The following is a 13594-nucleotide window of genomic DNA, read 5'->3' as shown; positions in this document are numbered from 1 at the left end:
CCTTTGAGTCTTGATCCAGATATCGCGGCATTGCTCGAGATGGTGCAGGCCGGCACCGAAAGCGGCGCGCGCGTTCCGTTTCCGCAATTGACTGCTGCGCAGGCGCGGGCCGATTTCGATGCGTCCTCGCCGCTGCTCGACGTCGATCCGCCGGCGCTTGCCTACGAGCGGCGTTTGTCGCTGCCGGTGCGGGATGGCGCGATCATCGAGGCGCGGCTTTATGCGAGCGCGCAGCCGAGCGAACGCACTCCCATTCCGGTTCTTCTTTACATGCACGGCGGCGGCTTCGTCGTCGGCAGCCTCGATTCGCATCAGCCATTGTGCCGCGGCCTCGCCAAGGACAGCGGTGCGGCCGTGCTCTCGGTCGGCTACAGGCTCGCACCGGAGCACAAGTTTCCGACCGCTTTCGAGGATGCGGTCGACGCGCTAGCCTGGATTGGCCTCGAGGGCCGCGCGATCGGCCTCGATCCGCGCCGGGTCGCCGTCGGCGGCGACAGCGCCGGCGGAACGCTTGCCGCCGCGCTCGCGATCGAGGCGAGGACAAACAGGGGCCTTCCGCAGCCGGTGCTTCAGATTCTCGCTTATCCTGGTCTCAGCTCTCGACAGACCTCCGCATCCTACCAGCGCTACGGTACCGGCCATCTCCTGGAGCGTAGCACCGTCGATTGGTTCTTCCGGCAATATCTCCGCGACGAGTCGGATCGCGACGATTGGCGTTTCGCGCCGCTCGCAGCGGATGATTTGTCAGGCCTCGCTCCCGCATGCATCGTCCTCGCCGAGTTCGATCCGCTGGTGGACGAGGGAAACGATTATGCAGCCCGCTTGGCGGCGGCCGGTGTTCCCGTCGATCTGCACGTTTATCCCGGCATGATCCATGAATTCCTGCGCATGGGGAATGTCGTGGCCGATGCCTTGCAGGCGAGGGCGGCGATCGGGCGGGCGCTGGCCAAGGCCTTTCTCGCCGCTGGCGAAAACGGGGCCTGACATGGAATGCAGCGTGAGCCAAAGTATGTCATGATCATCATCTCTCGCGGCCTCTTTGCGAGAGGCGCCTGAACGGATCCCATGAGCACCTCTATTCCAGACCATAGGCTGTCCCGCCGTGCGCTCCTCGGCGCGGGCGCAGCGATCGGAGGCACGGCCCTTGCGGGTCCATGGCCCACGGCGTTTGCCCAAACCGCTGGATCGCAATCCGGGCCCCGGGTCGCCGCGCTCGGCTGGGCCTGTGCCCAGACGATCCTGGCGCTCGGCGTCGTGCCGCTGGTGATTCCGGAGATCGAGCGCTATGGCCGGCTCGTCGTCGAGCCGCCCGTTCCGTCCGCGGTTCAGGAAATCGGTCTGCGTTCGGAGCCAAATCTCGAACTGCTGCAGAGCTTCGCGCCCGACATCATCGTCATCGATCCCAGCATTGCGGCCGCCGTCCCCCGGCTCAAGCTGATCGCGCCGGTCGAAACGTTCACGATCTTCAGACCCGGCGGGCATCCTCTCGACACGGCGCGCCATTCGACGCTGGAGCTTGCCAAACGCCTCGGGGTGCAGTCGGCGTGCGAAGCCTATTTCGCCCGTTTCGACGTCGCCATGGCCGGCTATCGTGAGCGGCTCCGGGGTCGCGGCGGCAAGCCGCTCTATCTCGTCAGCGAGATCGCGCGCAACCGCGCGCTCGTGTTCGGTCCGAACAGCCTCTATCAGGAGGTGCTCGATCAGTGCGGATTGAGGAATGCCTGGACCGGACAGAGCGGCCCATGGGGCCATACCAGTGTTGGGCTCGAAGTGCTCGCCGCGGTTCCGGACGCGCGGCTGGTGTTGATGACCTCGCGGGTCGCCGATGTCGAAGCGCTGCTGAAAGCAAGCCCTGTGCTTCAAACCCTGCCGTCTCTTCGGTCGCATCGGCTGACGGTCCTGGGTAATCAATTTTTCTATGGCGGCGTGCCGGCGGCCGAACGTTTCGCCCGCCTTCTCGCCGAACGTCTGCCGCGGGAAAGCCATGAGCAAGGTTGAGGCACTGCCGGCCCGGTCCGGCTTGGAGATGCATCCGGCGGTGCTGATCGGCTTGCTGCTGGCAGCCGCGGCCGCGCTGACCTGGCGCAACCTGTCCGGATATCTGCCCGCGGGCGCCTGGCTGCCGGTGCTGTGGCGGCCCGAGGTCACCGATCCCCAGCAGATGCTCGTGCACTACACCGTTTTTCCGCGCATCGCAGTGGCGCTGCTGGCCGGCGCAGCCCTCGGTCTTGCCGGCACGGTCTCTCAGCAGGTGTTGCGCAATCCGCTTGCGGAGCCGAGCACCATCGGCGTCCTGAACGGCGCCTATCTTGCGCTGGCCGTGACGACGCTGTGGGCGCCGTCGCTGCTGGCCTTCGGCCGCGAGTGGATTGCGCTGTGCGGCGGGTTCGCTGCGTTCCTGTGCGTGTTCGGGCTGACTTGGAAGCGTGCGCTGTCGCCCGTCGTCCTGGTGCTCGCTGGATTGATCGTCAGCTACTACTGCGCGGTGACCACCCAGGCGCTGGTGCTGCTCAACCACGAATATCTGATCGGTCTGTTCATCTGGGGCGCCGGCTTCCTCAATCAGCAGGATTGGAGCAACGTCACCTTCCTGGCGCCGCGGCTGCTGATTTCGATCGTGCTGATCGCGGCGATGGTTCGTCCGCTGACCCTGCTCGGCTTCGACGACGAGACCGCGCGCAATCTGGGCCTCGGATTGACGAGGGCCCGGGTCTTCGCGCTCGTCATCGCGATCGCGCTCAGCGCGTCGGTCGTCAGCGTGGTCGGCGTCATGGGATTTGTCGGTTTGTCCGCGCCGGCCATCGTCATGCTGTCAGGCGCGCGCCGCTTTCGCGACCGGCTGATCTGGGCGCCACTTTGCGGCGCCCTGCTGCTGTGGCTGACGGATCAGCTCGTGCTTCTGATCCCGCCCGGCTATCGCGAAATGCCGGCCGGTGCGGTGACGGCCCTGATCGGCGCGCCAATGTTGCTCGTGCTGCTGCCGCGGCTGCGGGCCGCCATGCCGATGGGAAACCTCACGCCATCCGTTCCGGCGCGGCTCGATCATCCCTGGCGCGTGATCCTGTTCGCGTTCGTCTTGCTGCTGCTTGCCGTCTGGATCGCACTCGGCCTCGGGGTCGGCTCCGACGGCTGGCGCTGGAGCGGCCTGTCGGGCTTGCAGGAATTCTGGCCGTGGCGCTGGCCGCGCGTGGTGTCGGCGCTGGCAGCTGGCGCGACGCTGGCGGTCGCCGGCACGCTGCTGCAGCGGATGACCGGAAACCCGATGGCCGCGCCGGAGGTCATGGGCATCAGCTATGGCGCCGCGATGGGCGTGATCGTTCTGCTCTATCTCTTTCCCGCCCACACCAGGCTGGAGCAGATTGCAGCGGCCGGGATCGGCGCCTTCATCGTGCTGGCGCTGGTGCTGCTGTTCAGCCGGCGGTCCGAGTTCAGTCCGGAGCGCGTGCTGCTGGCAGGCGTCGCCATGAGCGCGGCATTCGGCGCGATCATTGCCATGGCGCTGGCGACAGGCGATCCCCGCATCGGCACGCTGCTGTCGCTGCTGACAGGCTCGCTCTACCAGATCGGCCCGGCCGAGGCCGCAATCCTCGCCGCCGCGGCGCTCGTTCTGCTGATCATGGTGCCAATGCTGTCCCGCTGGCTTGATATCCTGCCGCTGGGGCCTGCGACCTCGCGTTCGATCGGCATCTCGCTGACGCGGAGCCGCGTCATCATCATGCTGCTGACGGCGTTGCTGACGGCGACGGCCACGCTGATGGTTGGTCTTCTGAGCCTGGTCGGCTTCATCGCGCCGCATATGGCACGGATGATGGGGGCGCAGCGCGCGCTGCATCAGGCGGCGCTGGCCGCGTTGATCGGGGCGATCCTGATGGTGACGGCGGATTGGGCCGGACGCATGGTGATCTTCCCGTTCCAGATGCCCGCCGGCATCTTCGCCATGATGCTTGCCGGACCCTATCTCATCTGGCTGCTGCGCCCGCAGCGCGGTTGACGGCGCTCACCGCGCGAAGCTGATGAGATGGCCATGGTCCGGCGACGGCATCACGCCCATGGGGATGCCGTAGATGGTTTCGAGCTCGGCCGGCGTCATGATCTTGTCCGGTGTGCCGCGCGCGATCAGCTTCCCGGAATGCAGCGCGATGATCTCGTCGCAGAAGCGGGCGGCCATGTTGACGTCGTGGAGCACCACGACCACGCCGAGACTGCGCTCGCGGGCGAGCTGTCTGACCAGCGACAGCACTTCGATCTGATGAGCGATGTCGAGCGCCGAGGTCGGCTCGTCAAGCAGCAGGCACTCGGCGTCCTGCGCAACCAGCATGGCGATCCACACCCGCTGGCGCTCGCCGCCCGACAACGTATCGACCAGGCGATCCGCAAAGGGTTCGATATGGGTCAACGCCATGGCGTTTGCGACCTTCTCGCGGTCGATGTCACCGAACCGTCCGAGCGCGCCGTGCCAGGGATAGCGACCGAGTGCGACCAGCTCCTTGACCAGCATGCCGGCGGCGGGCGGCGTCTGCTGCGGCAGGTAGGCGACCTTGCGGGCATAGTCCCGATCGCTCCAGGCGCGCAGTGCGCGGCCTTCGAAACGGATCGTTCCCGACGAGCTCGGCTGCTGGCGCGACAATAATTTCAGCAAGGTCGATTTGCCGGAGCCATTATGGCCGATCAGCCCGACGACGCTGCGTGCGGGAAGGGATAGCGTCAGCGGTTCGAGCAGCGCGCGCCCGGCCACCGCGAAGCCGACCTGGTCGAGCTGGAACAAGGGCGCGGGCGCTTCCAGCGAGGCCTGCGTGACGTCGGGCAAGGCGAGCGTCCTTTCGCTCGTCTGCGCGTGTTGGATCGTCATGGTTGGCGTAGGCTCCAATAGGCGACGGCCAGAAGCTGGTCGCGGGAAAGCTTTCGCTCATCGCGCAGATGGTTGCGCAGGGCCTTCAGCGCCTGCGCCTCACACGCGATCCAGGCGAAGACGTCCCGATGGTCCGGCCATCGCACCGCCTTGACGGCGTCGACCAGGAGCTGCGTCGTCCCGGCTGGACGGCCCTCGCGATGCAACCAGCGGATTGCTACCCCGGCCGGGGCGACCAGCGGAACTTCCTCGCGCCGATCCGCGACCTCGATAAAGGCCTCACCCGTCGCCGTCGCGGGCAGCGTCTCCAGAATTCGCGCGATGGCGGGCAGGGCGGTTTCGTCGCCCGCCAGCAGCACCCAGCGCGCCGGACGAATGCCCCGGCCGAGCGGGCCGGCCATGCCGCAGATGGCGCCGGCCGTCGCGTTCACGGCGAACGCCGAGCCCGGCCCGGCATGATCATGGACCACGAAGTCGATGTCGATCTCGCGGCTCTGCAAGTCGATGCGGCGGATCGTGTAATAGCGGGTGACGGGCCTGCGGTCGGGCTCGGGCCACAGGATGCGTCCGTCGGGCGCGGGCCACGGCCATTCGGGCTTGGCGAGGCCCTCGGGCGGGAAGTACAGCCGCACGTGCAGATCGTCGTCATTCGCGAAACGGGCGAGATCGTCGCCCGTGAAGGTCAGCCGCCGCATGTGCGGCGTCAGGGTGATCGCGGCCTTCAGCCGCACTTCACGGAAATTGGCCAGCGTGCCGCCGTTGGATTCGTGACCTGACCAAATGATGGTTGGGGCAATGTCTCCCGCGAACTCGATCACATGCGAGGCGACGACCGAGCGCAGCATTTCCAGATTGCCCTTGTCGTTGGCCTCGACGCGGATCTTGAGCGCTTCGGCCTCGACGGCGAGGAAACTGGTGCCGAACGGCAGTTTCGCCACCATGAGACCGTCCCGGTCCTCGAAGGCGATGTCATGCTCGGCCAGATGATCGATCATCCGCGCGGCGAGGCCGGCGGCGTCGGGAAGCGCGATGCGGGTTTCGGAGATCAGCAAGTCCAAACTCATTCTCCACCGGCCTGTCCGATGCCAGCCTGCAAGCGCTTCAAATGTCCGGATGTCGCGGCCTGGCACGGCTCTGGATCAAAAATCCTGCTCGCTCGCCGGCTGCGATGCAAAAGCGATACTACCCGCATCATATTAAAGGCATTGCCGATCCCAAATTAGAATCCATCGAAAGAGCAGCGAAAATAACCGCTGGAGTTGCGGTGCTGCCATCATGTATTCGCATCACTTCGGCACGGCTTGTCCGCCCATATAGGTTCGCTTCAGGTCTCCTCCAGCGCGGCTCTCATCATGAACTCACGAAGCGGCCTGACGACGCAGATCCTGCAGCTCCTGCGGCCCTACTGGCCACTCGTGCTCGGCGGCAGCGTTCTCGGAGTGGTCGGCGGTGCCTCCGTCGCGGCGTTGCTCGCGGTCGTGAATCATGGGCTTTATGCCACGCAGGCCGACGTGGTAACGCTGTTTTTCGCCTTCGCTGGCCTGTGCCTTCTGATCCTGATCGGTTCCATTGGCGCCGACATCAGCGCCAATTTTGTCGGACAGCGGATCATCGCCGAGCTTCGTAAGTCGCTCGCCGCCAAAATCCTGGCTGCGCCGATCGATCAGCTCGAAATCTACCGGACGCATCGCCTGATCCCGGTTCTCACGCAGGACGTCGACACGATCAGCGATTTCGCGTTCTTCTTTTCGTCCTTTTTCGTGTCGCTCGTGATCGCGCTCGGCTGCATGGTTTACCTGGCGGTGCTGTCTTGGCAGCTTTTCCTGATCACGGGAGTCGTCATCGTGCTGGGATCGCTGGCGCATGGATATGCGAGGACGCGCGGCGTTCGCGGCTTCAGCACCGCGCGAGAGGCCGAAGATCAGCTGCACAAGCAATATCGCGCGATCGCCGAAGGTGCCAAGGAGTTGCGCCTCAATCGGGTGCGCCGTCGGCGCGTCTATGTCGAGCAGCTCCAGCAGACCGTCGACCGGATCAGCTCGGTGCAGATCAGGTCGATCAATCTGTTCGTGACGGCGCGGGCGTTCGGGACGATGCTGTTCTTCGTCGTGATCGGCGTGGCGCTGACCTTGCGACCGTTCCTGTGGCCCGACAGTCCCGCTGCGGTGTCCAGCGGGTTCGTGCTGGTGCTGCTCTTTATGCGCGGGCCTATTGACCAGGTCATTGGCATCCTGCCGGCGCTCGGTCGCGCCCAGGTCGCGATGCGCCGCATTGCGGAGCTCTCGGGGCAGTTCTCGAGCCCCGAGCACGATCTGCTGGCCAGTGCGCCCGCTGCACCCGGCAAGACCGCCATCGAATCCATCGAGCTCCGCGGCGTAACCTATGCTTTTCGCGCCGTGCCGGGCAGCGATCCCTTTGTCCTCGGGCCGGTTGATCTGTTCGTTCGGCAAGGCGACATCGTCTTCGTCGTGGGGCAGAACGGCAGCGGAAAGACGACCCTGATCAAGTTGTTGCTGGGCCTTTATGCTCCGCATGGCGGCGCCGTGCTGCGCGACGGTTCGCCGGTCCTGACGGAGACACGCGACGATTACCGCCAGCTCTTCACGACCATCTTCTCCGACTATTATCTGTTTGAGGATCTCATTCGTGGAGAGGGCGTGGTTCCTGATGTGGCGGAACGCTATCTCCAGCGGCTGGAGGTCGCGCACAAGGTCTCGGTCGAGAACGGCGTGTTCACGACGACGGACCTGTCGACCGGACAGCGCAAGCGATTGGCGCTGATGAATGCATGGCTCGAGGAAAGACCCGTGCTCGTGTTTGACGAATGGGCCGCGGATCAGGATCCGGCGTTCCGGCACATCTTCTATACGGAGCTGCTGCCCGATCTGAAGCGTCTCGGAAAGACCATCATCGTGATTTCACACGATGATCGCTATTTCGGGATTGCGGATCATCTGGTGCGGCTGCGCGACGGCAAGATCGTCGCAAGCGAGGCAAGGGCCAGCAACGTCGCTGGGCCTTCCGCAGTTCCAACCGATGCGCCGCTTTAGACACATTGTAGCGAGCCGCTGGCGCCATCTGTCGCACAAATGACGGCATACGATCCCGTTTTGCGACAGGCCGTCAGATTTGTAGAGAATCTAATCTGCGTGTGCGCGCATTCCTTGTCAGCCTGTAGGCGAGTGATCTACACCACGCCTCAACGATGATCGAGATGCGAGGGCCGGATGAACAAGGCTTCGGATTCCGGGACCGGACCTCGTGCGTTCCCGGTCGGCCCATATTCCGCTCAGACCGTTTTCCAGGAGGGCGATCGCCTTCGCGTCGTCGCCGCCGATGTGACCGCGTTGGAACTGCGTCTGCGCGAGCGCGTCGATCACCTCGATATCCTGAATGCCTCGGACGACCGCGAGGTTGCGGCACGGGCGGTGTCGGCGTCCGCCGAGGCGCTGTTTGCCTGGCGACCTGGCGCCGATCGACTTGTTCTGGACTTCGCTGGAAGAGCGCCGCTTGCACGAGAGCTGACCGAGAGTGGTCTTGCCATCATGTCCGAGGGGCGACTGGTGCTGCTGCCCGAACTGGTGATGCAGCGGCGGGACAACTGGCTGGTCAACCCCGGGCGACCGCCATTGCCGCAACTCCACGTCATGACGGACGGCAAGCGCCATCCGCGCCGCGCCGCAAAGCCGGCGGGAAAGGTGTACGGTCGTTTCATTCCCTGGCTGTCGGAGGTCATCTCGTTTCGCGTGGCCGATCTCGAGAATGACCTCCATTTGTTGCACCGCTGGATGAACGATCCTCGCGTCGATGCATTCTGGAACGAGGCGGGCGATCTCGGCAAGCATCGGCGATATCTGGCCGGCATTCTGGCCGATCCTCATATGCTGCCGTTGATCGGCTGCTTCGGCGAGCAGCCGTTCGGCTATTTCGAGCTCTATTGGGCCAAGGAAAATCGCATTGCGCCGTTCTATGATGCCGACGACTATGACCGGGGATGGCACGTGGTCGTGGGCGAGGACGCTTTTCGCGGCGCTCGTTACATCAGCGCGTGGCTGCCGTCTCTGATGCACTACATGTTCCTCGACGATTGCCGCACGCAGCGGATCGTCGGGGAGCCGGCGGCGGCGCATACGCAGCAGCTTCGCAATCTCGAGCGCTCGGGATTCGCAAGGATCAAGAACTTCAACTTTCCCCATAAGCGCGCGACCCTGGTCATGCTGTTGCGCGAGCGCTTCTTCGGCGATCGGCTTTGGCTTCCGGCAGCCGCCGGCCCAACGGTCTCGTCTTAAAGCGCAAGCGGAGCGCGGCTTCATGTCCCATCAACTTGCGATCGAGCACGACGTCATTGGCGTCGGATTCGGGCCTTCCAATCTCGCGCTCGCCATCGCATTGGACGAATGCGCGAAGCGATCACGGCTGAAATGCACGCCGCTGTTCGTGGAGAAGCAGCCGCACTTCACCTGGCATGGCGGCATGCTGCTTCCGGGCAGCGACATGCAGATATCGTTTCTCAAAGATCTGGTCTCCTTGCGCGATCCGACCAGTCCCTTCACCTTCGTGAACTACCTGCATAAGCGCGGCCGCCTACTGGATTTCATCAACTGCCGGACGTTCTATCCGAGCAGGGTCGAGTTCAACGATTACCTGCAGTGGGTGGCGAGCCATTTCAAGTCGCAGGCCGCTTACGGCGAGACCATCGTCGCCGTCGAGCCGGTGACGGCCGGGCAGACGGTGACGTCGTTGCGGGTGCATTCGCGCTCGCTCGCCGGCGGGGAGACCGTGCGGCTGGCGCGAAATCTCGTGGTCGCGGTTGGAGGCCAGCCCTATGTTCCGCAGGTGTTTGCCAAGGCTACCGACGATCGCAGGCTGCTGCATTCCAGCCGCTATCTCGACCTGATCGAGCGCGTTGTCCCGCGCGGCCGGTCCGTGCGTGTGGCCGTCGTCGGTGGCGGACAGAGCGCGACCGAGGTAACGGTCGATCTTCATGGCCGATGTCCCGAAGCGCATATCGATCTGATCTTCCGCGGCCATGCTCTCAAGCCGTCCGACAGCAGTCCCTTCGTCAACGAGATCTTCAACCCCGACTATACGGACTTCGTCTACGCGCAGCCTGCCGAGCGGCGGGATGCGATCGTCCGCAACTTCCGGAACACCAACTACGCCGTCGTCGATGCCGACCTGCTGGACCAGCTTTATCGGCTGCTCTACCAGCAGCGCGTCGGTGGCGACACAAGGGTCATGTTGCGTCCCCGCAGCGAGATTTCCAATGTGGATGCGGGACCGGACGGCATCGAGATCGGCGTGATTGACAAGTTCCGCGGCGAAAACCGTCGTTCGACTTATGACGTGGTCGTGCTGGCGACGGGATACGACAGGGAGACGCCGCACGGGTTTCTCGAACCGATCCGCCGCTACATTCGCGATGCGGCGCTGGATCGCAACTACCGGCTCGTGATCAATCCGGCGTTCCGGCCGCAGATCCACCTCCAGGGCTATTCGGAATCCTCTCACGGTCTGAGCGACACGCTGCTTTCGGTGATTGCCGTGCGGTCGCAGGAGATTGCGGAGTCTCTGCTCTCGACAATCTCGCGCCGGGAACTCATCGCCTAGAACACGATCCGGGAGAGATCGCAGCTCCAAAAGCCTTGCGCGGATGGAGATTGAAACGCATCACGAATCGTCCCGTTCTCATTACACAATAGCCGGCGTTCTCGCGGTCACCCTGCAGGCGTGTTCCGCTGTCGCTTTGGGGTTCCCCGATCTAGAACCTGTCTAATCGAGATCAACCGCAGCGTGTACGTGTGAGACAACGCCGATTGGCTTTGCTAGAGGAGTTCTTAGAACGATCTTGGAATTTCTGAAAGTCTAGCTGGAATTGACCGTGAGGAAAGCTCTCGTTCCCAAGCAGGGGCAAAGCCTTCTCCCTGAGCGAATTGCAGGCATTCTGGTTCACAGTCCGCTTGCGGCGTTGGTTGGCAGAGAGCCCGTGACGCGCATGCACTACCTCCTCGAGATTGCGTCGCTTCACACCAAGGCCGAGCTCCTGGCGCAGCCGGGCTTGGGACGTTCAGGCATGCGTCGCATCGAGAACTGGATGGCCTTTCACGGACACCGCATGCGCGACGTGAATGAGAGTCTCGATAGCGTCATCTGCCGCTTTGCGTTCCGACGTTCTTCCGTTCGGAAAGGAAACGTTCGTTCTCTCCCCTTATCGGCGTTGCCCTCGCGTTTCACGCGGGCGGCTGGTGGCTAAGGCGGTACATGCGTGGGCGCAAAGCAGGTCGATTGTTTTCAGACGCTGTCTCACGAGCTTGTGCATTGGACCGGCGCTCCCTGTCGAAGCCAGCGAGCTCGCCCGAGTGCTCGGGCGAGCTGCTGCTTGAGCTTGGTGTAGCGCCGCGGCGTACGCCAATCCTCGCGGCCCGCTACAAGCAAGTAAGGACGGCCGAGTGGCGAAGCTGATCTGATCAGGCGCAACCACGCTGCACAGATTTGCTGCATGGCGACGTGATTGGAGCAGCCTGCGCTGCAATAGCGCGCTTGATTTCGCTTTCGATCTCTCATGTTGGTTAGGGGGCGTGTCCACGACATGTGCACCGGGAGATCAAGGCAAATCTTCCGACGGCCCACGTGAGTGAGCATGCTCTTCGCGCGCTACTCGCTGGCAGCGGACTGGTCGCGTTCGACGTGTACGCGTTCGAGCGCGGCGGCGCGCCGTGCTGCCGCGAACCGCTTGCCGTCTGGTCTGGCGCCGGCCTTCCCCGCGCCGATTGGCTCGCAGAGCGTGCCATCGGGCCCGGCACGGTCATGAAATCCGCTATTCCCGTCGGGGGCTCGAAAGTCTATATGATCCATATGTTGTCTCATCGCTTTTCCGTGGCCCCCATGATGGATTGGACCGACCGGCATTGCCGGGTGTTCCACCGTCACCTGACGCGGCGGGGATTGCTCTATACCGAGATGCTGACGACCGGCGCGATCATTCACGGCGACCGGGTGCGGCTGCTTGGGTTCGACGCGGTCGAGCACCCCGTGGCGCTTCAGCTCGGCGGATCGGATCCGCGCGAGCTCGCGGCGGCGGCACGGATCGGCGAGGACTTCGGTTATGACGAGATCAATCTCAATGTCGGCTGCCCGTCCGATCGTGTGAAGGATGGCCGTTTCGGCGCCTGTCTAATGGCCGAGCCGGAGCTGGTGGCGAGGTGCGTCGACGCGATGAAGCGCGTGGTCGCCGTTCCCGTCACGGTGAAGTGCCGCATCGGCATCGATGATCAGGATCCGGAGGTCGCGCTCGATGCGCTCGCGCGTGCGGTGGTCGCCGCGGGCAGCGATGCGTTGATCGTGCACGCCCGCAAGGCCTGGCTCAACGGCCTGTCGCCGAAGGAGAACCGCGATATCCCGCCGCTCGACTATGATCGCGTCTACCGGCTCAAGCGCGCGATGCCCGATGTGCCCGTCATCATCAACGGCGGCGTTCGGAGCATCGACGAGGCAAAGGCGCATCTTGCCCATGTCGACGGCGTGATGCTCGGCCGCGCCGCCTATCAGGAGCCGTGGCGGCTGCTCGCGGTCGACCACGAAATCTTTGGAGGGCCGGCGCCGCACGCCACCATGCAGGACGCGCTCGAGGCGATGATGCCCTACATCGAAGAGCAGCTCGCGCACGGCACGCGGCTGCACGCGATCACGCGGCATTTCGTCGGCGCATTTCATGCTGTGCCCGGCGCGCGTGCGTTCCGCCGGCATCTGGCCGAGCAGGGTGTGAAGCCCGGCGCCGGTCTCGACGTGCTGCGCGAGGCGATTACGTGTGTCGGGGCCCGCGCGCCGGCTGAGGCGGCCTGAATGAGCGGGAGCATGATCCGGAAAAGTGCGCAGCGGTTTTCCGAAAAGATCATGTTCAAACAACAGCCTAAAGCGCGAGACGATTCATCCTAATCGCATCGCGCTTTAGTCGACCGCCGTACGCGCGCGGCGGGGACTGCGCTGCTGCTCCGGATACCCTGTCAGCATCAGCGTGTCGGCGCGCACGCCCCAGCTTTCCAGCCGGTCGAGGAAGCTCATGCCGAGCAGATTGGTCTTCATCTGGCCGCGCTGCACGACGAGGGCCGGCACCGACTTCTCGACCAGCTTGCCGACGGCGAGACGGTCGAGCGTGAGCCGCGCTGCCTTGGTGTGGCCGCCTGCGGTCTCGAGATCGACGTCGTATTCAAGCATCTCGAGCGGCAGCCCGATCGCCCTTGCGGTTTCCCAGGTCAGCACCACCGACGTCGCGCCGGTATCGATCACCATCGGCGCAGTGACGCCGTTGATCTTCGCGCGCAGCGTGAATTCGCCGCCCTGGCCACGCGGGATCTGCACGGCCGGCGCCGGGGAGGCGGCTTGTGCGCGAAAAATATGCGAGACCTTGTGGCTGGCGCGCGCGATCTGGTCGGGATCGCCATAGGCGACGACGGCACCTGCCGTGCCGGCGAGCATGATCAGGACGAGCAGGAAGCGGATCATCGCGCGCCTCCAAGGGCACGCAGGCGGATCAGACGTGCTTTGGGGATCCAGCGATCGGCACTAGTCCGGCTTCCGTCATGCGCTCCGGCAAGAGGGCCATGATCGCGCGCCGGTCCGCGCTCTCCATGGCGTGCCAGCGTGCGATCTCCGGCAAGGTGCGGCCGCAGCCGAAGCACAGCTTGGTCTTGGGATCGATCATGCACACGGCGACGCACGGCGTTTCTTTGCTCATACGGACATAGT

The 13594-nt window shown here is 64.4% G+C and carries 11 protein-coding genes; 7 read left to right on the top strand and 4 right to left on the bottom strand.

Annotated features, from left to right (window positions below):
• Nucleotides 1-3 precede the first annotated feature (3 nt).
• From ACTEK7_RS06870 to fhuB, 3 genes are all read left to right on the top strand, one after another.
• Nucleotides 4-984 (top strand): alpha/beta hydrolase, encoded by a 981-nt coding sequence (locus ACTEK7_RS06870; protein WP_225146531.1) that lies wholly within the window; start codon nt 4-6, stop codon nt 982-984.
• Between the two features lie 81 nt (nt 985-1065).
• Complete coding sequence (locus ACTEK7_RS06865) at nt 1066-1998, top strand: ABC transporter substrate-binding protein (protein WP_225146532.1); 933 nt, start codon at nt 1066-1068, stop codon at nt 1996-1998.
• The gene (gene fhuB, locus ACTEK7_RS06860) at nt 1985-3991 is read left to right on the top strand and encodes a Fe(3+)-hydroxamate ABC transporter permease FhuB (RefSeq protein WP_225146533.1); all 2007 of its coding nucleotides are present in this window, start codon (nt 1985-1987) and stop codon (nt 3989-3991) included. Before ACTEK7_RS06865 ends, fhuB begins: the two co-directional genes overlap by 14 nt.
• A 6-nt stretch (nt 3992-3997) precedes the next feature.
• Here fhuB and ACTEK7_RS06855 read toward each other — a convergent pair whose 3' ends face one another.
• Nucleotides 3998-4849: an ATP-binding cassette domain-containing protein gene (locus ACTEK7_RS06855; RefSeq protein WP_225146534.1), complete on the bottom strand. Its 852-nt coding sequence runs from the start codon at nt 4847-4849 to the stop codon at nt 3998-4000.
• Nucleotides 4846-5979, bottom strand: a complete 1134-nt coding sequence (locus tag ACTEK7_RS06850; protein ID WP_225146535.1) for a siderophore-interacting protein — start codon at nt 5977-5979, stop codon at nt 4846-4848. Before ACTEK7_RS06850 ends, ACTEK7_RS06855 begins: the two co-directional genes overlap by 4 nt.
• Before the next feature lie 222 nt (nt 5980-6201).
• Here ACTEK7_RS06850 and ACTEK7_RS06845 point away from each other — a divergent pair, with 222 nt between their 5' ends.
• From ACTEK7_RS06845 to dusA, 4 genes are all read left to right on the top strand, one after another.
• Nucleotides 6202-7899 carry a cyclic peptide export ABC transporter gene (locus tag ACTEK7_RS06845; RefSeq protein WP_225146536.1) on the top strand — a complete coding sequence of 566 codons (1698 nt, stop codon included), beginning with the start codon at nt 6202-6204 and terminating at the stop codon, nt 7897-7899.
• 177 nt (nt 7900-8076) lie between these two features.
• Complete coding sequence (locus ACTEK7_RS06840; RefSeq protein WP_225146537.1) at nt 8077-9138, top strand: GNAT family N-acetyltransferase; 1062 nt, start codon at nt 8077-8079, stop codon at nt 9136-9138.
• Nucleotides 9139-9160: 22 nt separating this feature from the next.
• Nucleotides 9161-10459 carry a lysine N(6)-hydroxylase/L-ornithine N(5)-oxygenase family protein gene (locus tag ACTEK7_RS06835; protein WP_036001610.1) on the top strand — a complete coding sequence of 433 codons (1299 nt, stop codon included), beginning with the start codon at nt 9161-9163 and terminating at the stop codon, nt 10457-10459.
• 1245 nt (nt 10460-11704) lie between these two features.
• On the top strand, nt 11705-12691 hold the full coding sequence (dusA, locus tag ACTEK7_RS06830; RefSeq protein WP_225126024.1) for a tRNA dihydrouridine(20/20a) synthase DusA: 987 nt from the start codon (nt 11705-11707) through the stop codon (nt 12689-12691).
• 105 nt (nt 12692-12796) lie between these two features.
• Here dusA and ACTEK7_RS06825 read toward each other — a convergent pair whose 3' ends face one another.
• Together ACTEK7_RS06825 and ACTEK7_RS06820 are read right to left on the bottom strand one after the other, a co-directional pair.
• Nucleotides 12797-13351 (bottom strand): TIGR02281 family clan AA aspartic protease, encoded by a 555-nt coding sequence (locus ACTEK7_RS06825; RefSeq protein ID WP_036001607.1) that lies wholly within the window; start codon nt 13349-13351, stop codon nt 12797-12799.
• Between the two features lie 28 nt (nt 13352-13379).
• Complete coding sequence (locus ACTEK7_RS06820) at nt 13380-13583, bottom strand: DUF1289 domain-containing protein (protein ID WP_036022214.1); 204 nt, start codon at nt 13581-13583, stop codon at nt 13380-13382.
• Nucleotides 13584-13594 lie beyond the last annotated feature (11 nt).

This window comes from Bradyrhizobium sp. JHI2711 (assembly GCF_056156565.1).
Note: the sequence above shows the minus strand (reverse complement) of the source record. Positions and strands in the feature narration are given on the sequence as shown.

Bases quoted from the DNA above. Each gene is read 5' to 3' on its own strand.
- ACTEK7_RS06820 (WP_036022214.1), bottom strand. From the start codon at position 13,583: ATGAGCAAAGAAACGCCGTGCGTCGCCGTGTGCATGATCGATCCCAAG.
- ACTEK7_RS06835 (WP_036001610.1), top strand. From the start codon at position 9,161: ATGTCCCATCAACTTGCGATCGAGCACGACGTCATTGGCGTCGGATTC.
- ACTEK7_RS06865 (WP_225146532.1), top strand. From the start codon at position 1,066: ATGAGCACCTCTATTCCAGACCATAGGCTGTCCCGCCGTGCGCTCCTC.
- dusA (WP_225126024.1), top strand. From the start codon at position 11,705: ATGTTGTCTCATCGCTTTTCCGTGGCCCCCATGATGGATTGGACCGAC.
- ACTEK7_RS06840 (WP_225146537.1), top strand. From the start codon at position 8,077: ATGAACAAGGCTTCGGATTCCGGGACCGGACCTCGTGCGTTCCCGGTC.
- ACTEK7_RS06825 (WP_036001607.1), bottom strand. From the start codon at position 13,351: ATGATCCGCTTCCTGCTCGTCCTGATCATGCTCGCCGGCACGGCAGGT.
- ACTEK7_RS06855 (WP_225146534.1), bottom strand. From the start codon at position 4,849: ATGACGATCCAACACGCGCAGACGAGCGAAAGGACGCTCGCCTTGCCC.
- ACTEK7_RS06845 (WP_225146536.1), top strand. From the start codon at position 6,202: ATGAACTCACGAAGCGGCCTGACGACGCAGATCCTGCAGCTCCTGCGG.
- fhuB (WP_225146533.1), top strand. From the start codon at position 1,985: ATGAGCAAGGTTGAGGCACTGCCGGCCCGGTCCGGCTTGGAGATGCAT.